This is a genomic window from Microcoleus sp. OTE_8_concoct_300 (assembly GCF_031383065.1).
Classification (GTDB): domain Bacteria; phylum Cyanobacteriota; class Cyanobacteriia; order Cyanobacteriales; family Microcoleaceae; genus Microcoleus.
Window position 1 is genome coordinate 1 of record NZ_JANMZH010000751.1, and the last position, 18,658, is coordinate 18,658.

Annotated in this window: 18 protein-coding genes; 11 read left to right on the forward strand and 7 right to left on the reverse strand. The window is 46.4% G+C overall.

Annotated elements, in window-relative coordinates:
• The coding region (locus ACUVJL_RS33455; RefSeq protein WP_445249767.1) for a hypothetical protein at window positions 1-240 on the forward strand (240 nt) is incomplete at its 5' end.
• 165 nt (window positions 241-405) lie between these two features.
• Here ACUVJL_RS33455 and ACUVJL_RS33460 read toward each other — a convergent pair.
• Window positions 406-1,725: a J domain-containing protein gene (locus ACUVJL_RS33460; RefSeq protein WP_445249768.1), complete on the reverse strand. Its 1,320-nt coding sequence runs from the start codon at window positions 1,723-1,725 to the stop codon at window positions 406-408.
• A 203-nt stretch (window positions 1,726-1,928) separates the two neighbouring features.
• Here ACUVJL_RS33460 and polA point away from each other — a divergent pair, with 203 nt between their 5' ends.
• From polA to ACUVJL_RS33500, 8 genes are all read left to right on the forward strand, one after another.
• Entirely contained in the window at window positions 1,929-5,072 is a 3,144-nt protein-coding gene (polA, locus tag ACUVJL_RS33465; protein ID WP_445249769.1) for a DNA polymerase I, read from the forward strand.
• A 35-nt stretch (window positions 5,073-5,107) separates the two neighbouring features.
• Window positions 5,108-6,028: a DUF1698 domain-containing protein gene (locus ACUVJL_RS33470; protein WP_445249770.1), complete on the forward strand. Its 921-nt coding sequence runs from the start codon at window positions 5,108-5,110 to the stop codon at window positions 6,026-6,028.
• Between the two features lie 70 nt (window positions 6,029-6,098).
• Window positions 6,099-6,671, forward strand: a complete 573-nt coding sequence (locus tag ACUVJL_RS33475; RefSeq protein ID WP_445249771.1) for a thermonuclease family protein — start codon at window positions 6,099-6,101, stop codon at window positions 6,669-6,671.
• A gap of 46 nt (window positions 6,672-6,717) precedes the next feature.
• Window positions 6,718-7,713, forward strand: coding sequence for a hypothetical protein (locus ACUVJL_RS33480; protein ID WP_445249772.1), 996 nt, complete (start codon window positions 6,718-6,720; stop codon window positions 7,711-7,713).
• A 188-nt stretch (window positions 7,714-7,901) separates the two neighbouring features.
• A complete protein-coding gene (locus ACUVJL_RS33485) occupies window positions 7,902-8,423 on the forward strand; it encodes a hypothetical protein (RefSeq protein WP_445249773.1) in 522 nt (173 codons plus the stop codon).
• Between the two features lie 803 nt (window positions 8,424-9,226).
• Window positions 9,227-10,942, forward strand: a complete 1,716-nt coding sequence (locus ACUVJL_RS33490; RefSeq protein ID WP_445249774.1) for an ATP-binding protein — start codon at window positions 9,227-9,229, stop codon at window positions 10,940-10,942.
• Between the two features lie 74 nt (window positions 10,943-11,016).
• Window positions 11,017-11,223: a hypothetical protein gene (locus tag ACUVJL_RS33495; RefSeq protein ID WP_445176935.1), complete on the forward strand. Its 207-nt coding sequence runs from the start codon at window positions 11,017-11,019 to the stop codon at window positions 11,221-11,223.
• Window positions 11,224-11,226: 3 nt separating this feature from the next.
• On the forward strand, window positions 11,227-11,610 hold the full coding sequence (locus tag ACUVJL_RS33500) for a hypothetical protein (protein WP_445249775.1): 384 nt from the start codon (window positions 11,227-11,229) through the stop codon (window positions 11,608-11,610).
• A 502-nt stretch (window positions 11,611-12,112) separates the two neighbouring features.
• On the opposite strand, the gene ACUVJL_RS33505 is transcribed toward ACUVJL_RS33500, so the two are convergent.
• The 4 genes from ACUVJL_RS33505 to ACUVJL_RS33520 form a co-directional block, all read right to left on the reverse strand.
• Window positions 12,113-12,622 (reverse strand): hypothetical protein, encoded by a 510-nt coding sequence (locus tag ACUVJL_RS33505; RefSeq protein WP_445249776.1) that lies wholly within the window; start codon window positions 12,620-12,622, stop codon window positions 12,113-12,115.
• Between the two features lie 102 nt (window positions 12,623-12,724).
• Window positions 12,725-13,123, reverse strand: a complete 399-nt coding sequence (locus tag ACUVJL_RS33510; RefSeq protein ID WP_445249777.1) for a hypothetical protein — start codon at window positions 13,121-13,123, stop codon at window positions 12,725-12,727.
• Window positions 13,124-13,301: 178 nt separating this feature from the next.
• Complete coding sequence (locus ACUVJL_RS33515; protein ID WP_445249791.1) at window positions 13,302-14,231, reverse strand: RNA-guided endonuclease InsQ/TnpB family protein; 930 nt, start codon at window positions 14,229-14,231, stop codon at window positions 13,302-13,304.
• Entirely contained in the window at window positions 14,164-14,553 is a 390-nt protein-coding gene (locus ACUVJL_RS33520; protein WP_445249778.1) for a helix-turn-helix domain-containing protein, read from the reverse strand. Before ACUVJL_RS33520 ends, ACUVJL_RS33515 begins: the two co-directional genes overlap by 68 nt.
• Before the next feature lie 403 nt (window positions 14,554-14,956).
• Between ACUVJL_RS33520 and clpB the strand changes: the two genes are divergently transcribed.
• Window positions 14,957-17,572 (forward strand): ATP-dependent chaperone ClpB, encoded by a 2,616-nt coding sequence (gene clpB / locus ACUVJL_RS33525; protein ID WP_445249779.1) that lies wholly within the window; start codon window positions 14,957-14,959, stop codon window positions 17,570-17,572.
• Window positions 17,573-17,686: 114 nt separating this feature from the next.
• On the opposite strand, the gene ACUVJL_RS33530 is transcribed toward clpB, so the two are convergent.
• Window positions 17,687-17,863 (reverse strand): ribbon-helix-helix domain-containing protein, encoded by a 177-nt coding sequence (locus tag ACUVJL_RS33530; protein WP_096829277.1) that lies wholly within the window; start codon window positions 17,861-17,863, stop codon window positions 17,687-17,689.
• Between the two features lie 53 nt (window positions 17,864-17,916).
• A complete protein-coding gene (locus ACUVJL_RS33535) occupies window positions 17,917-18,081 on the reverse strand; it encodes a ribbon-helix-helix domain-containing protein (RefSeq protein ID WP_445249780.1) in 165 nt (54 codons plus the stop codon).
• Between the two features lie 202 nt (window positions 18,082-18,283).
• Between ACUVJL_RS33535 and ACUVJL_RS33540 the strand changes: the two genes are divergently transcribed.
• Complete coding sequence (locus ACUVJL_RS33540; protein ID WP_445249781.1) at window positions 18,284-18,535, forward strand: hypothetical protein; 252 nt, start codon at window positions 18,284-18,286, stop codon at window positions 18,533-18,535.
• The last annotated feature ends 123 nt before the right edge of the window (window positions 18,536-18,658 follow it).

Below are 18,658 nucleotides of genomic sequence, written 5' to 3' on the forward strand. Positions count from 1 at the left end.
GGGGCATGGGGCATGGGGCATGGGGCATGGGGCATGGGGCATGGGGCATGGGGCATGGGGCATGGGGCATGGGGCATGGGGCATGGGGCATGGGGCATGGGGCATGGGGCATGGGGCATACCTCACTTTCTTAAGAACCGCTATATAGGAGAAGGAAGAAGTCCGATAGCAGCCGGAAGAAAAGCGAGGAGTTCAGCAATAAATCATGTCCTAGTCGTCTTGGCAGTTGCTATAAAATAGGGGAAGTGGTAATTGGTAATTGGTGTAATAGGTAATTGGGAATTGGGAATTTTTCCTAAAAACTAAGGACTAATGACTGCTGACTAATGACTAAGGACTAATGACTAAGGACTAATGACTAAGGACTAATGACTAAGGACTAATGACTAAGGACTGCTGACTAATTTAAAAGATACGATCGACCAACCAACTTCCCAGCCACAGCCCGAAACTGGAAGTAGCCACCAACAGGATAAACGTGTAAACCTCGCTGCCGGTGTCGATCAACCTTTCTCCGGCTACCATTCGCGCCACCACTCCAGCAATAATGCCGATCGCAGCCCAAGCGCTATAAACAGTCTTAGACCCGGCGAGGCCCAAGGCTTGGGCGATCGCCCCCGAACCCGCCCCAGCCAAAACCCCCGCCCACGCCCCAATCCCCAGCCCGATCGCACCAGAGAGCCCGACGGGGCCGCCAGAATTCACCCCTAGTTCCGTCGCCAGCCCGCACGTCAAGCCGACAATCGCCCAACACACAGCCGCCACCAACGCCTTAACCCAATCCCCAGAACCCGTTCCAGCCATCAATCCCACCACTGTCACCACTCCGGCCACTGCCAAAACAGCAGCCACAGCCCGAGACTCTGCCTCGGAACTGGCGATCGCCCCCAAACCAGCCCCAACTGCGCCCCAAGCAGCCCCTGTTACCATTCCTCCCGCCTGAAAACCGGCGATCGACCCCCCTACCGCCCCAGCCAAAACTAACGCCGCCAGCCACACTCTGGGCGTTGCCGAACCCTCCGCCAGCAAAATCGCGGCCCACAGCCAATCTGCACCGCAGATTAAAGTCCACATCCACAGCGGGGCGACTGATACCGTCAAAATCCAACCGGTCAAAGCGTAACTCGTCACGGCGATTGCCAGTGGCCCCCAAGGGAAGCTTGAATAGTGTTGAGATGACCGCACATCCCTCGGCGCGCTTCGCGGTTTTGAGTATTGAGTTGAAAATTCTTTTTTCCTTTTCGAGGTAAGCTTTTGATAGTTTTGAGATGGCCACGCTTTCGGATTAACGCTTCGCCCTGGTTGCTTTCTTCCCCGCCGCGCTGCCCGATTTTGAGTTGTAAATCGTTTCTTGCTTGAAGAGTTCTTTTGAGTTTGAAATTTTTGGGAGGCGGCTTTTGGGCGGGTTTGACTGCGCTGGGAACCAGGCCTGGTGGCTGATTTTGCAGAACGCCTTCTCAGGGGCTTGGAGGGCGGGGGCGGCTGCTGCTGAAACTGTTTTTCGATCGACTGCGATTCAGGCTGACTCAGAAACAATACCAACTGCTGGTAAGCTTCATTAATTTCTGTTAATCTTTGGTGAGCTTTTTGTTGCAGGCGGTCATTGTGGGCAAACCGATCGGGATGCCACACAAACGCTAAATCCCTGTAAGCGCGCTTAATTTCTTCGAGGGAACTTCCCGGCTCAATTTCGAGGATTTCGTAGCATCGATTAATGTCAGCCATAGGCTTCGATCGGCAGGTCTTGGTAAATTGGCGTGAAGCGAAGCTATCCCGTAGGGCATCCCACTTAACATCATGTACTATTCTCAGCCAAGCTGCACAGTAAGCCGAGATCCGCTCGAGTGTCAAGCGTCCTCAAGTCTGCCGGCCATCCCTAGGGTCGATCAATGCAGACTGACAACTGGCTACAATGAGAAAATCCTTTCGTGCGATCGGTATTTGTGTCTGTGTCGGCAAATCAAGCTCCCATCTTCATCTTAGTTGACGGTCACTCCCTGGCCTTTCGATCCTACTTCGCCTTTGCCAAAAGTCGAGACGGAGGCTTGCGAACTACGACAGGCATTCCCACCAGCGTCTGTTTTGGCTTTCTCAAGTCGCTGCTGGAAGTAATGGCGGCCCACGACCCCCAGTACATGGCGATCGCCTTTGACCTCGCCACACCCACATTTCGCCACGAAGCAGACGAAACTTACAAAGCCGGTCGTGCGGAAACTCCCGAAGATTTTATTCCCGATATCAAAAACCTGCAAGAACTCCTCACCTATTTGAATTTACCTGCAATAACTGCTCCCGGCTTTGAGGCGGACGATGTTTTGGGAACTTTGGCAAACAAAGCCAGCGCGGCGGGTTATCAGGTCAAAATCCTCACGGGCGATCGAGATTTGTTTCAATTAGTAGAAACCGAAAAACAAATCAGCGTATTATATTTGAGTACCGATGAACTCAGGCGATCGGGCAAAGGCAAATCCCAAGAATACGGCCCGGAAGAAGTCAAAGCCAAACTCGGTATTTTGCCCGAACAAGTAATAGATTACAAAGCTTTGTGCGGCGACAAATCCGACAACATCCCCGGAGTTAAAGGCATCGGCGACAAAACCGCCCTGCAATTGCTGGAAGCTTACAATTCCCTCGATGGAATTTATGCAGCCATCGACGAGATTAAAGGAGCAACTAAGAAAAAGCTAGAAGAAGGCAAAGAAGCTGCTTATCATTCTCAACGCATGGCGACAATTGTCCAAGACGTGCCATTAGAAATCAACTTAGAAAATTGCAAGCTTATAGGTTTTGACGAATCAGCCTTGATTCCCATGCTGGAAAAGTTGGAATTTAAAACATTTTTAAGCAAAGTAAAGCAAATTCAAAAGCGTTTTGGTGGTGTAGAAAAACCATTGACAGACAGTGGAACAGGCATCTTGCCTGTTGCAAAGGGCGGGCAAGATGCCCACCCCACAATCAATTCAACAGACAGTGGAATAGGCATCTTGCCTGTTGCCGACAGTGGAACAGGCATCTTGCCTGTTGCCGACAGTGGAACAGGCATCTTGCCTGTTGCAAAGGGCGGGCAAGATGCCCACCCCACAATCCATTCAACAGACAGTGGAACAGGCATCTTGCCTGTTGCCGACGAAGATGAAGCATCAGCTTTCTTCACTTTCGCAGAAACCAAAGCCGCTCAGCAAGAGAAAAAACTGCCAATTAAACCCCGAATAATTCAAACAACAGAACAGTTAAACGAATTAGTCCAACTGCTGCAAACCTTCACCGACAAAGCCTCACCCGTGGCGTGGGATACCGAAACTACCGCCCTCGAACCGCGAGACGCCCAATTAGTGGGACTTGGCTGCTGTTGGGGAACCGGTGAAGAGGATCTCGCTTACATTCCCACGGGGCACAAAATCGGCACAAACTTGGACAAAGCCACAGTTTTAAATGCTTTGCGTCCGATTTTGGAAAGCGAGAATTATCCGAAAGCGCTGCAAAATGCTAAGTTCGATCGATCGATCCTGCGTTGTCAAGGAATTAAACTAGCAGGAGTCGTCTTCGACACCATGTTAGCCAGTTACGTACTCAATCCCGAAAAAAATCACAGTCTCAGCGAACTGTCAAGGCAATACTTAGGCATTGTTGCCAAAAGTTACAATGAATTAGTGCCGAAAAACAAAACAATTGCTGACATCAGTATTGTAAAAGTAGCCGACTACTGCGGTATGGATGTTTACACTACATTTCAGTTAGTAGGTAAACTTAGAGGAGAATTGGATAAAGCTGATGAATCTAGCTTTCCCGATAAGTCTTTGCACAAGTTGCTGCTGGAAGTAGAACAGCCCCTAGAACCCGTTTTAGCAGAAATGGAATACTGCGGAATTCGCATTGATTCAGCGTATCTGCAAGAACTATCGCAACAGCTAGAAAAGAGCTTAAAAGAAATAGAAGAAAAAACTTATCAAGCAGCCGGGAGAAAGTTTAATTTAGGTTCCCCGAAACAACTCAGCGAAATCTTGTTAGAAAAAATCCCCGATCAGTTTCAGAAAAAGTCTCGCAAAACAAAGACGGGATACTCTACAGACGCCGCCGTATTGGATAAATTGCAAGGAGACCACCCGATTGTAGACGATTTATTAGAACACCGAACATTATCCAAGTTGAAATCAACTTATGTCGATGCTTTGCCGCAGTTAGTGCGTGCGGATACCGGGCGGGTACATACAGATTTCAACCAAACTGCAACGGGTACGGGAAGGCTTTCTTCTTCCAATCCAAATTTACAAAATATTCCCATCCGCACCGAGTTTTCGCGGCAAATTCGCAAAGCTTTTTTACCGGAGTCAGGTTGGCTGATGGTGTCGGCTGACTATTCTCAAATTGAACTGCGAATTTTGGCTCATTTGAGTCAAGAACCTGTGTTAATAGAAGCTTACCAAAATAACCGAGATGTGCATACCGTAACAGCTCAACTGTTGTTTGAAAAAGAGGAAGTAACCCCGGACGAAAGACGGTTTGGCAAAACGATTAATTTTGGGGTAATTTACGGTATGGGGGCGATTAAGTTTGGGCGCTCGATGGGCAAAACTTCAGCAGACGGCAAAGAGTTTATTAAGCGATTTAACGAGCGTTACAGTAAGGTTTTTGAATTTTTGGAGAAAGTAAAAAAAGAGGCGATCGCCCTCGGATACGTTACCACAATACTCGGCCGCCGCCGCTATTTAAAATTCGAGAGCGAAAGCATCCTCGACTTAAAAGGCCGCAATCCCCAAGACATTCACTCCGATAGACTTAAATCTCTCAGCAGAGATGATGCCCAATCTTTGCGGGCCGCAGCCAACGCTCCGATTCAAGGCTCTAGTGCTGATATCATTAAACTTGCCATGATTGAAGTACACAAAATTTTGCAAAACTATCAGGCGCGGCTGCTGCTGCAAGTTCACGACGAATTAATATTTGAAGTACCTCCCGATGAATGGGAAGAATTGCAGCCGAAAATTAGAAGTGCGATGGAAAATGCTCTGCCACTTAGCGTACCCCTGATAGTTGACATCCACGCTGGGCAAAATTGGATGGAAACAAAATAGACAGCAGCAATCGCACTTTTGGGAGAAAAAACAAGATGATGACAGCAGAAACACAAACTTTGTGGCAGCAGTTAAACGATGTAAAAAAACGCGCCACCGATTTAAACTTGCGCTTTTCTCAAGCAGCTCAAAAACTGCAAGAAAGCGGCACTCCTTTATCCGAAAGCTTGGTTGAAGAATTAGCCGTCTACCGCCAAGATTTTGACAAGCTATGCGCTAAAACTCAGCAATTGGCAAGCCAGCAAGCCGAACCTGCGGAGATTCTTTCTCTACAAGATATCGAAAGATTGCTGCTAAAAGCAGAAGTAGCAAAAATTCCCGCTTGGCATCACTCCATTGACCTCGGTTGCGGAGTCATCACTCCGGGCGGCGGTAAAACCTCATCTCCCCAAACCGAAGAAAGAATTGGACTTCCCGAAAGTTTAGCAGGAATGACTGTTTTAGATGTCGGTGCTTGGGATGGATTTTACTCTTTTGCGGCAGAAAGGCGCGGGGCTCAGCGCGTTTTGGCTACAGATTCCTTTGTTTGGCAATCCCCCGATTTTGGCAAAGCAGGATTTGAACTCGCCCGCAGAGTGCTCAAGTCTCAAGTTGAAGATATGGAGATAGACGTGCTCGAACTTTCGCCCGAGAAAGTAGGGGTTTTTGATTTGGTTTTGTTCTTGGGAGTGCTTTACCATATGAGGCATCCCCTGCTGGCTATCGATCGAGTTTTCAGCGTCACCGGCAAGCAGTTAATATTAGAAACTCACGTCGATATGCTTGATTGTCAAAGACCGGCAGTGGCGTTTTATCCTGGCGGCGAACTGAATAATGACTCAACGAATTGGTTCGGGCCAAATCCTCTGGCGGTGAAAGGGATGCTGGAAAGTGCAGGATTTCGCGACATCAAAGCTGTTAATATTTCCCAAGCTAGCGGTACGTGCGCCCGGATGGTTTTTCACGCTTGGCGGTAGGGAAAGACTGAAAGTGCGATCGGTTAATTAAACTCACCACTTAAATGTAAACTAATAGACAGACAGAAATATGAGCAAAACTAAAATTGCCATTTTCCCAAAAATAAAAAGCTTAAGTGCAGCGCTCGTGCTATTGCTACTATTCGGGTGTCCACAAAACTTAGCGCCCAACAACTATCCTGTAAAGCGAGTTAGCGACGGCGACACCCTGGTCGCCAGCGATAGCGCTGGAAAAGATATCAAAGTGCGTTTTGCCTGCATAGATGCACCGGAAGTCGCCCACACCAATGCTGAGAAAAATAGCAAAGCATCAGCAAAGAAAAATCAATTTAAGTGGGGAAATCTAGCCCAGCAAAGAATGCAGCAGCTAGTCAAACAAGGGGGCGGTCGCGTTGTTTTGACCGTCACCGATACTGACCGTTACGGCCGCAAAGTTAGCGAAGTTCGCTTGCCAAACGGCACATTTGCCCAAGAAGTTTTGACGCGCGAAGGATTAGCAATGGTTTACCGGCCTTACTTGAAAAATTGTCCGAGTGCAAGTGTTCTGGAACAAGCCGAAGCCGAAGCTAAGAAAAATCGCCGCGGCGTTTGGGGTGATTCCAAGTTTGTGCCAGCTTGGCAATTTAGACAGAACGACAAATGAGCGAAATTTTGATATTCTGGTAATTGTTCTTTATCTAAGAATCCCCATGTTAGAAATCACTGTAAAAAACAACGCTATCTGTTTTGGTAAACACTTCTCCCTGAATTTTCAACGCACTTTGCGGATACCCGACGACGGTAAAACCTATCCCTTACCGCCGGGATTAGGCGAGTTTCCAGTCTGCAAAGTTGATGACTACATTTCTAGAGTACCTGAAACTTGGAAAGAACACGGGGGCGTGTTTATTCCCATGTATCAACGGGAAGCTTTGTGGATTTATTTTAGAGGCGTTAATTGGCGACCCAATGCTGTTAAAATTTCAGTTGGTAAAATCAATGCCGTTTCGGGCAAACCTTGGCAGCAACAACTGCAAGCTAATGACCAAGATTATGTCATGTGTCCCGATCAACCTTGGTTAGATGGTATCAATTCTGGTGAAGGTTACATCCGCCAATTTGTTGCCATGCCTCTCGGTATGGGTTATACTGTCGAAGGACAAGTAACTGGTAAAGAAGAATTTGGCGGCATTCAAATCATTGTATTCGATCCGAAACCAGGGTTATTTCCCGAAGAACCGCCGCCCTCACAATTACTGAGAGGTAGAGGTTTTAGTAATCGTAGGTCACTTACCTCTGCCGCATTTAGCGGGGAAATGGGATTAGCAGCAGGTGGTAAAATGAAACAAGAAATTTATCCCGATAGTTACGGTATCAACACCTGGGACGAGACAAATTTCGGCAGAGTATACGTCCACATTGTTAATAGCATGATGTATCGGGAAATCACTGGTAAAGAACCGCCAAACACGCCCGTTACTGCCCAAACTTACAGTGAATACAATCTTCCTTGGTTCGACCTTTACGACGAAGAAAAAGGATCTGTCGCACCCTCAACTATCCTTTCTCAAGTCAAGTCTGTCAAAGAGATGGACAAAAATCAGGGATTTGCACCGCAGCAAGACGATACATCTGTTGACGTTCCTCAAGCACAAATTAAAAAGCTTAAAGTCGATCCCGATGGAGTCAGAGATGGCAATTGGTAGTCTACTAGCAGAATCTCGATTGTATATAGGGACAATTCATCAATTGCCTTTGTAAATAGACAGTGCTGCATCAGGCCTGCTAAATTAGACACTACCTGTCGCAGTAAGGCGCGCCGAGACGTACCCTACCGATAGATTCTTTGTGCAAGTCCAATCAATTAGCAAAAAATTAACATTAAGGGACATCAATGAATTTCAAACATCTGGTTATTTCCGGCCTTGCCCTGATCCTCGGTACTGCAATCGTAGGAAATGCTATTGCTCAAGAACTGACCCCAGACCAAAAAACGGTTGTTTGTCGCTTGAAAACAGAAGTTGACCAGCGCAAAGGCAACGGTCAAAAATTAGTATTTGTGCCGTTGCTGGGTCAAGTTCGCAAGCAAGTTTCCTCTCCTTTTAGAGCCACCCTGCATCCTGATGTTGAGTATGTTTTTGTTGCCACTTGCGACGGAAATTGCCAGGATTTAAACTTATCTCTCAAGGATGCCAGCGGCCAGGAAATAGCTGCGAGTCAAAAGACAGGCGAACTGGCGTCAATCTCTTTTACTCCCCCATCCCAAGGCGAATATCAAATCACTGCCAAACCGGGCCAATGCACGAAGGCAGAGGGTTGCAGTTTCGGCATGGGAATCTTCGTTCCAGCAAGTGCTAGCGTACCTAATGCTTCACAAATTCCTGCTGAGATAGCACAATTTCGACTTTGCCAGTAGAGGAACAGCGATAGAGTTGTGGGTTGCCAGTAGAGTAGAGTTTTGAATCAGAAATCTAACTCATAACTTGCAACTCATAACTCGCCCCTGATAATATCGCAACCACGCCCGACGCTGAGGACCTTCTTATTGACTGAAATCCTCCCTTTGACTGTTTCTTCCTTCTTGCTTCTGCTATAATTTGTTAAGCATAACTCGTCCAAACTGTCAAGCCGATCGAGCTGTGGAACCCTGCAAAGACCCCATAACAGCCGAAACCTGGCCGGAGGACAGAACTTTATCAGAGCAATGGGTTTAAAACCCCATCCTTTTAGGACGGCTTTAATTTCTTAAATCCCTTCCTAAAAATCAGGGAATTCCTAGTGTCTGTGGTATACTAGGATAGTCAAGGTTAAACTCCTTCGCCCGAAGTGAAACAGGGACTCAGACACACTTTTAGGCGTTAATCGGGGGACAAAGAGCGGCGAAAACTCTTAAAACAGCTAGAGGCTTAATACAGTCTCACAACCAGAAAAACAAACAATTGACTGTTGTTAGGTAGGGTAGGGCATACCCAAACTCTAGGTCAATATCCTAGTACGCTTTTGGAGATAGACCCTCTGGGGTGGCTGCGAATCATACTCGTTAATTGGTAGGATTTCTACGGTTAAAAGGTTTGAGTATTGCCGTAAGGACGCAACACTTAAAGGTCAGTCGCTGAATTAAGAATCCCCATCCTTTAGGTTGGGGAGTGTCAATTACCCTCAGGCAGGTATCAATTAGAATATAGATGCTGCCTCTCAAAGGTGACGAGTACATTGCCCATGTCTTTAACCTTAGTCTTGAAAAATAAACTGCAGAACTGTCCTCAAATAGGGTTGAAAAGTCTGTTGGGTCCCTTGGGTATCAGGCAGAAAATCGGCTGCGGATACGCCTTGGTCATTGGTATTGCCGTTTTGGGTGCTGTGGGGGGACGGGGAGTAGAATCCTATCACAAACAGCAAGTTAGAGAAAAACTAGCGATCGACCGAGATAAAGCGGAAATCCTGACAAACCTCAATAACACGGTGCAGGAAGTCAGAATTCAACAGCAAGAGCTGGCGAGTCTGATGGCTAAACCGCAAATTTTTGATCGCCAACGCTCGGAATTCCTGACTCGCGTTGCTCAGATGAGCGGCATCCTTGAACAACTGCAAACCTTTCCACCGACGAAGAATCCCGAGATTGCCAAAGACTACCAACTGCTTCAACAGTTCGCTGAAGCCAACGGCAAAACCGTAGAATCATACTTTCAACAAGTACAAAAATTGTTGGCGCCTGCGAAATTATCTGCTTTGAATCCGAAGCAGAAGGAGGCTTTGGGGCGGAACTTGAACAATTTTGTGGCTGGCGAAACTGCTGTGAAACTCAAACTGTTTTCCCAGGATTCAGCCAAACTGGCCGACAACTTTCGCGATAAAGCAGATGAGGCATTTAGAACCTTCGAGGAAGCAGAAAAACTTGGAACTCTGATTCTGGTTTGCTCTCTAGCAGTATCCGCCGGTATCGCAGCCTTACTTGCAAGATACACCAGCGGGGCGATCGCCGACCCCCTCGATGCTACTACTCTCATCGCTCAGCGAGTTACCGAAGAATCAAACTTTGATTTGCAAATACCCGTCACTACTTCCGACGAAGTGGGAATGCTAGCAATTTCTCTCAACCAACTCATTCAGCGGGTAGCAGAATATACAGAAGATTTGCACGAAGCAAAAGTAGCAGCCGAAGCTGCCAACCGCTCCAAAAGTGCATTTCTCGCCAACATGAGCCACGAACTCCGCACCCCCCTCAATGCCATCATCAACTACAGCGAAATGCTGCAAGAAGATGCTCTAGATTCCGGTCCCGAAGATTTTCTCCCCGACTTAGAAAAAATTCAGACCGCAGGCAAACACCTTCTGGACATGATTAGCGACATCCTCGACATTTCCAAAATAGAAGCCGGTCATGTCACCCTTTATTTAGAAAACTTCGACGTGGCGACGATGATTGAAGAAGTGATGACTACGGCTCAACCGCTGGTAGAGAAAAAAGGCAATGCTTTAGCACTGAAAACCACAGGCGAACTCGGCACAATGTACGCCGACCAACCGAAAGTGCGGCAAATTCTCCTCAATTTGCTCAGCAATGCTGCCAAATTTACCGAAAAAGGCGTCATTACTATCGGCGTCGAAAGAATTATAATTGAAAAATCAAGATCGGGGAAACAGAATAAAAATAATGATTTTTACTCTGGATCAAACTACAGTTCTCCAGTTTTAATGTTTCGAGTGAGCGACACCGGCATTGGGATGACGGACGAGCAATTAGAGCACATATTTAAACCTTTTATTCAAGCTGATGCCTCGACTACCCGCAAGTATGGAGGTACGGGTTTGGGACTGACAATTAGCCAGCGTTTGTGTCAAATTCTCGGCGGCGAAATTAGTGTCGAAAGCGAGAACGGTAAAGGTTCAACTTTTATTGTCAGTCTCCCGGAACGTGTGGTGATGCAGGCATGACGGATATCAGAGTGAAATTCGAGCGCGCGATCGGGCGATCGTAAATCGGTAAAATAGAAAGTGGAAAATGGAAAATGACTAACGGTCGTTCCGAACTTAATCCGGAAGACAACACCTCTAGGCACGCCGTAACTGAGCGCTGGCGGTGTAGGAAGATGCAGGAGAAGTACGGCTGGAAGTTGCTAGGAATAGAAAGAACCGGAGACGACACCCTCAAGTACAATTGCGTATTTGAAGGCGAAACTCAGTTTCCCGACTATATGGACGACAAGGAGGAATAAGCAATGGGCAAGTATATTGTTTTTAGAGCTGATTTGACTGAAGAAGAAGGTGCAGAAAACAGACTGCTAGCGCATACGGGAATGCTCACTGACATTCTTGCCGAACACTTCGACTCTTCTAACCGACCAATTCCTCAACCGGGGTATAGATTTCCAGAATTTCACCGGATAGAAAAGTTTGCCGATCCAAAATTTCCCGCTGCGAACACCCACAGCCGAGTAGGAGACTGGGAAGTCGTCAGAGTTCAGACTTACTCGGAAGATTTACCTAGCAGCGAGTTTGAGAAAATTGTCGTGTGCTATTGCAGGTTCGCACCTGTAAATACTCCCCTCGAACCGATGCCACAGATTCAAGTGGCCCCCATGTTACAGGAAACACAGGTTTAGGAGGCATTTTTTCAAGGTCGATCGCCAACAATTCTATTTTATGAAGTTCTATCCAATTATTTAGACAATGACGATTTGGTGCGATCGGCGCCACTGCGCCATGTTGGATTGAGCGATACGCCTGCTTGGTACTCAGCGCGCCAACTTTGGTCCAGTGGCGCGCCTATAAACCAGTTTCTACTTTGCAAGTTGTTTAGCTCCAATTTACCCCTCCACTGATTTAGTACGCTGTAAGCAAAATGAAAATGACCTCGACTTGAGAAAATGCAAGTTTTCCCTCTTGATATAATCCAACTTTCTGAATCAATAATTAGAGCATCTTGGGATGGGTTAATACGCTGAATATTTACAGTCATCTACCTATTGCCATGATATTAATCATGATGTAGTGGTTAGTTTGGCAATCCACGAATCAGCCCTGTTTCTGGCCTCGTCGTGCGTAAGTCCTGGTATTGTAAAGTTGTGCTACAGTTCCTTACAGTTGCTACTAAGCATCGTCTTACTACCAAGAAGCATCAGTTAGCATTCTGTCGTGGAGAATCACAAAAGATAGTGTATCTAACAACATCAAATACTTCATAGAGAGCGCTTCGCTTTCAAAACCAGTAAAAACTCCATGTACAACGCCGTGGCGATTAATTGAAGATGTTGAATCGGAAATTGTCGAAGTATTTTTCCAGAAAGAACCATCTTCAAGATAATCAAATATCGAATCAAGGATGTCCCTAGAAAAACAAACTACTTTTCTTGAAAGGACAATACTCCTAAGCTTTTTCACACAATCTATGTATCCATTTGGTGGATTATTACCACAAAGACGTAAGTAGTCTTTCACAATACCCTCAAATTGGGGGACTAAAACGTATATACAACAAATGTAATCCTTTTCAAGGTGAGCGTTAATAGCTCTTTCTATATACTGAAGTCTGTGTTTAAAAAAGTTAGTTTTTTGCCAAAAAGCGATTCTTTCCTCCCAAAAATCATCACTGTAGGCTTGATTAACAACTTCCAAGAAAGAACGCTCGTCTATGGTTTGGTGTTCGTGGAGGTATAGCGCAGCGTGTCTACAGTAGGTTGGTGCCGGAGCCCAGTTACTGCTTATTAAAGTCTGAAGCTACTCCTTTGGCTTGACTACATCTATAAATTCCTGGTTTTCTGCATACTTCAAAATGGGATAATTGAGAGTTGCTTTCTTTAGTTCTTCAATTTCTTCCTGCGACAGACCTAGCTGATTTGCTCTACAGTCAAATAATATCAAATAATCTAACAAAAATGTTTGGCACAAAAAGTATGCGGCGGGTTGCTCATCATATATGGGTGGAACAATAAAACACTCTTCGGGATGAATTTTATCGAGAGTGACTGGTTCGCCTGCTTGCACAGCCTGTTTAACTCTGACTTCTAAGATTAAATTTATTTCGTTGTTTATCTGAACAATAGGCTGAATACTGCCATCTGGTAATTGCCTTTGTATAGCTCTAAACGCTCTGAGTTCAAGTGGTAGTTCTTCCACCTTCACTGACCCGTTGTCAACTCTGCCCTCAACTTCAGGTACAACAAAGAGCCTAAGAATATCAGAGATTGATCTGTAGAAGAGCAAATTGTTGTCCATTTTAGGTTAGGTTGCCCAGGCGAATTTTGGGATTAGAGTTGTGACATCTCTCCGTCCGTCAGGACGAAGCTTCTAAGAATCACTTCCTAGATTTCTTGGTTTTTCCCTTGCGGGGTTTCGACACTTGCCTAGACTGAGTTTCCCCAATCCCCGGTAGACCGTCTGCACAAGCACTTTCGATTCCGACGTGTCCCGCCGTACTAATGAGAGCTATCCCTCTATTTCTGATTACTTGACCACTAGCCACGTCTCGATTAGTTCTGTATCCACAACTCGAACAATTATGTACTCTAACGCTCAAATCTTTTTTAACTTCTGCACCACAGTCAGGACACTCCTGAGAAGTCCCTCTTGCACTAACTTCAGCGAAGAATTTACCCCGCTTCCAACACACATACTTGGTAATAGTTCGGAACTGTCCGAATCCAGCATCAAGCATCTGTTTGCCCAGCATCCCAATGGCTTGAGTTCGGTAATCCAAGTCTTCCATGAAGACCATATCACCAGCGTCACAAAGGACATGAGCTTGCTTGAAATGGAAATCTTTGCGGGTATTGTCAATCCTGTGGTGTACTCTTGCAACAAGGAGGCGCTGTTTCTCGTAATTTTTAGACCGCTTCTTTTTTCTAGAAAGTCTGCGTTGCAGCAATTTCAGCTTGCTTTGCATAACTTTAAAAAACTTGGGCGGTTTTACAAAAATTCCATCACTGGTTGCCAAAAACTTTTCAAGCCCAACATCTACCCCAATGGGGTGACCATGTGGCATGGGGTTGGGAACGTTAACGTCACATTGGATATTGATAGAGGCGTACCATCTATCAGCTTTGTTGATGACGCGTACCTGCTTAACTACAAAGCCACTTGGGATTGGGCGATGCAGGTTAATTGGAATCAACCCAAGCTTGGGCAAGGTAATATGATTCCCAGCCACAGGGCTCTGTTTAAACTGGGGAAACAACAAAGATTTGAATTGCCCAAACTTCTTGAATCGTGGGAACCCATGCCCAATTTTTTGAAATCCTTCCCATGCGGGCGTGCAGTTGCTTGACTGCCTGCTGCAACACTTGACTCGGTACTTCACCCAATCGGGGAAATACCTTTTTGGCATTCGGCAGAGCATTAAGCTGTTTTACCTCGCTAGGAAAACTCAAATCAGGAGGCATGATGTACTCATGACTGATAGAGCATCTGTCAACCATGCACTTCCGACTATTACACCAGTCCTTAATTTCTCGCAGCCCGTAGTTATAGGCAACGCGACAAATATCCATCCACTCTTTTAGCGCTTGCTGTTGAGTGAGATTTGGGTAGATTCGATAGCTGTAATTCATGGTTAACATTCCACTATTTTAACATATTTAGTGGGATATCTAACTCTAGTAAATATAAAGCCGTCCTGCAAGGACGGGGTTTTAGACCCAATTTTTCGATAAAATAAGAATTCTCTACATACTACATTGTAGCACGCAGCAGAGGGAATCGTTTATCCTTGCCCGAAAGCCGTATAACAAGTCGCTGTTTTTGAGGATAATCCGTACCGACGACATATTTACAGGCAAAACAGCCGTTGTCTTTTCGCTAGTCGTATTAGTAATCAGGACGGAAATACCTATCTACAGATAGGGGAACACCGATCCGCCCCCCCTCTGCAACTCCCTACAATGACAATTGTACGAGCAATCAAGCAATTGCCTCTACAGCAGTCATCATTTTTAATGCAGGGAATTAAAATTTATGCAACCAAATAATCCAAACCAATTTACCGAAAAAGCCTGGGAAGCCCTCGCCCGCACTCCCGAACTCGTTAAAGCAGCTCAGCAGCAGCAGCTAGAAAGCGAACACTTGATGAAAGCTTTGCTGGAACAAGAATCGGGACTCGCTAGCAGCTTGTTTAACAAAGCTGGAGTTTCTGTAGCAAAATTGCGCGATCGCACTGATGAGTTTATCAGCCGCCAGCCGAAAATCTCTGGAAGCGGTGGCAACGTTTATCTAGGTCGTTCTCTCGACACTTTGCTCGATCGCGCCGAAACTTATCGCAAAGAGTACGGCGATGAATTTATTTCGATCGAGCATTTGATACTAGGTTACGTTAAGGACGATCGCTTCGGTAAAAATCTACTACAAGAATTTAAACTATCTGAAGCCAAGCTCAAAGATATCATTACCCAAGTCCGGGGGAACAACAAAGTGACCGATCAAAATCCAGAAGGGAAATACGAAGCGCTGGAAAAATACGGCCGAGATTTGACAGAAGCCGCGCGTCAAGGCAAACTCGATCCGGTAATCGGACGGGATGACGAAATCCGCCGCACGATTCAAATTTTGAGCCGTCGCACCAAAAATAACCCGGTATTGATTGGGGAACCGGGAGTCGGAAAAACTGCGATCGCCGAAGGACTCGCCCAGCGAATTATCACCGGAGATGTCCCCCAATCTCTCAAAGACCGACAATTAATTAGCTTAGATATGGGCGCTTTAATTGCCGGGGCAAAATTCCGGGGAGAATTTGAAGAACGCTTGAAAGCGGTACTCAAAGAAGTTACTGACAGCAACGGCAAAGTCATCTTATTTATCGATGAAATTCACACCGTTGTCGGTGCTGGCGCAACTCAAGGCTCGATGGATGCCGGCAACTTACTTAAACCCATGTTAGCGAGGGGAGAATTGCGCTGTATCGGCGCTACAACTCTCGACGAATACCGCAAGTACCTCGAAAAAGATGCGGCACTAGAACGCCGCTTCCAGCAAGTTTATGTTGACCAACCGACCGTTGAAGATACTGTCTCGATTTTGCGGGGCTTGAAAGAACGGTACGAAGTTCACCACGGGGTGAAAATTTCTGACAGCGCCCTAGTGGCGGCGGCTACTTTGTCTACTCGATATATTAGCGATCGCTTCCTTCCAGACAAAGCCATTGACTTAGTGGACGAAGCAGCCGCTAAACTCAAAATGGAAATTACCTCTAAGCCGGAAGAACTAGACGAAATCGACCGCAGGATTTTGCAGCTAGAAATGGAAAGACTGTCGCTGCAAAAAGAAAGTAACTCTGCTTCGATCGAACGCTTGGAAAGACTGGAAAAAGACTTAGCCAACCTCAAGGAACAGCAAAATGATTTGAATGCCCAGTGGCAATCGGAAAAAGGTGTCATTGGCAGCATTCAAAAGATTAAAGAACAGATTGATAAGGTGAATATTGAAATTCAGCAAGCTGAATTAAAATATGACCTGAACCGCGCTGCTGAGTTGAAATATAGCAAGTTAACCGAATTGCAAAAACAACTGCAAGAAGCTGAATCTCAACTGTCAGCAACTCAAACCACAGGTAAAAGTTTGCTGCGGGAAGAAGTTACAGAAGGTGACATTGCCGAGATTATTTCCAAGTGGACGGGAATTCCGATCAGCAAGTTAGTTGAATCGGAAATGCAGAAACTTCTGCACTTGGAAGATGAATTGCACAAGCGGGTAATCGGACAGGATGAAGCGGTGACGGCTGTTGCAGATGCAATTCAGCGATCGCGCGCAGGTTTAGCCGATCCCAATCGTCCGGTTGCGAGTTTTATCTTCCTCGGTCCCACGGGTGTTGGCAAAACCGAATTAGCTAAAGCTTTAGCATCTTATCTGTTCGACACGGAAGAAGCGATCGTGCGAATTGATATGTCGGAATACATGGAAAAACACGCGGTTTCGCGGTTGATTGGTGCGCCTCCGGGATACGTCGGCTACGATGAAGGCGGACAATTAACTGAGGCTGTGCGGCGCCGTCCTTACTCGGTGATTCTATTCGATGAAATTGAGAAAGCGCACCCGGATGTATTTAACATCATGCTGCAAATTCTGGATGACGGCCGCGTTACCGATGCTCAAGGTCACACGGTAGACTTTAAGAATTCTGTGATTATTATGACCTCGAATGTCGGCTCTCAATACATCTTAGATGTGGCGGGAGATAACGAACAAATGCGGAGTCGGGTGATGGAAGCGATGCGGGGAACTTTCCGCCCGGAATTCCTGAACCGGATTGATGAGATGATTATCTTCCACGGTTTGAGTAAGACTGAACTCCGGCAAATCGTGCAGTTGCAAGTCAAGCGCTTGGAAAAACGGTTGGCTGAACGTAAGATGTCTCTGAAGCTGTCGGAATCTGCGATCGACTTTTTAGCAGAAATTGGTTACGATCCGGTTTACGGTGCGCGGCCTTTGAAGCGGGGAATTCAGCGGGAGTTGGAAACGCAAATGGCGAAGGGTATTTTGCGGGGAGATTTTGCTGATGGCGATACGATTTTTGTGGATATCGAGAATGAAAGGTTGGCGTTTAAGCGGCTGCCTGCTCAGTTGGTGACTGCTAAATAATTGGGGTAGGGTGGGCGGAGGTCCACCCTTATTTTTTTGAGGGGTGAGCTTTTTTTAACCGCAGATGTGGGCGGATGGACGCGGATGGACGCGGATGGGATTGGGGATGATGGCTTAAGGGCGATCGCTTTCTGATTTATCTTTTTTCTGTTCTTGGCGTTCTCGAACAGATTTCGTCAGCAGGTACGTTGCCAAACTGCTAACGGATCTGCTGTCTTCTTCTGCCCATTCTTCGAGAGCTTTTTGAATCTCCTCTGGCAGGTATGCGGTAACTCGTCCCCGTGAAGCCATTGGTTGCACTGCAAAACATCTCAACACAGTCCATCTTACGCTGTGGCCATCGCTTAAGGGCGATCGCTTTCTGATTCGTCCTTTTTCTGCTCTTGGCGATCTCTGACTGCTTTAGCTGCCACATGGGATAGCAGGTTTGCAAGGGTTCTATCTTCCTCTTCGGCCCATTCGGAAAGGGCTTGATGAACGTCTTCTGGCAGTGTAACTGTGACTCGCATACGTGAAGGCATTGGCTGGCATGGTTTTACTTCAATTGTCTTCAATTTTACACTCTCACGTCATTCTATAAACTTTTATGTCATTTTATGTTAAAAACATTTATTTATGCTATTAGTGTAAATAGGGTTCAGACCCTAAAAAGTCAGAAGCCAGCCCCTTACTGTCCAAGGTTCCGGGCTGGCTCTGGCTCCAAAAATATCAATGGAGACGAGTTCTATGTTGACATACAAAGACCGCTTGTGTTGTTGGGCGATCGCCCGTTTGTTACCCTCTGGGCAATGGATAATTGTTGCCCGCTGCCGCACCCGTTCCGATGCCGACGGCCATTTCAAGTTTTTGCGACAAACAATACCTCACGTTAAGTTTGAGGTTGTGTTCGATTTAAGTGGAGACAGTCACCGTTTATCCGCGTTGGCAGATCGTCCTTCCAATCCCGTCACCAGCGCGTTATAAGTGGTAATTTTTGAGGCGGTTTCAGTTAACTAAACATTGGCGATCGCACTTTTTTTGATAAGTGCGATCGTCCTTCCTTTCTTGAGTCCCCCTCTGCTGGGATCATAGGTTCTGTAGAAGCGA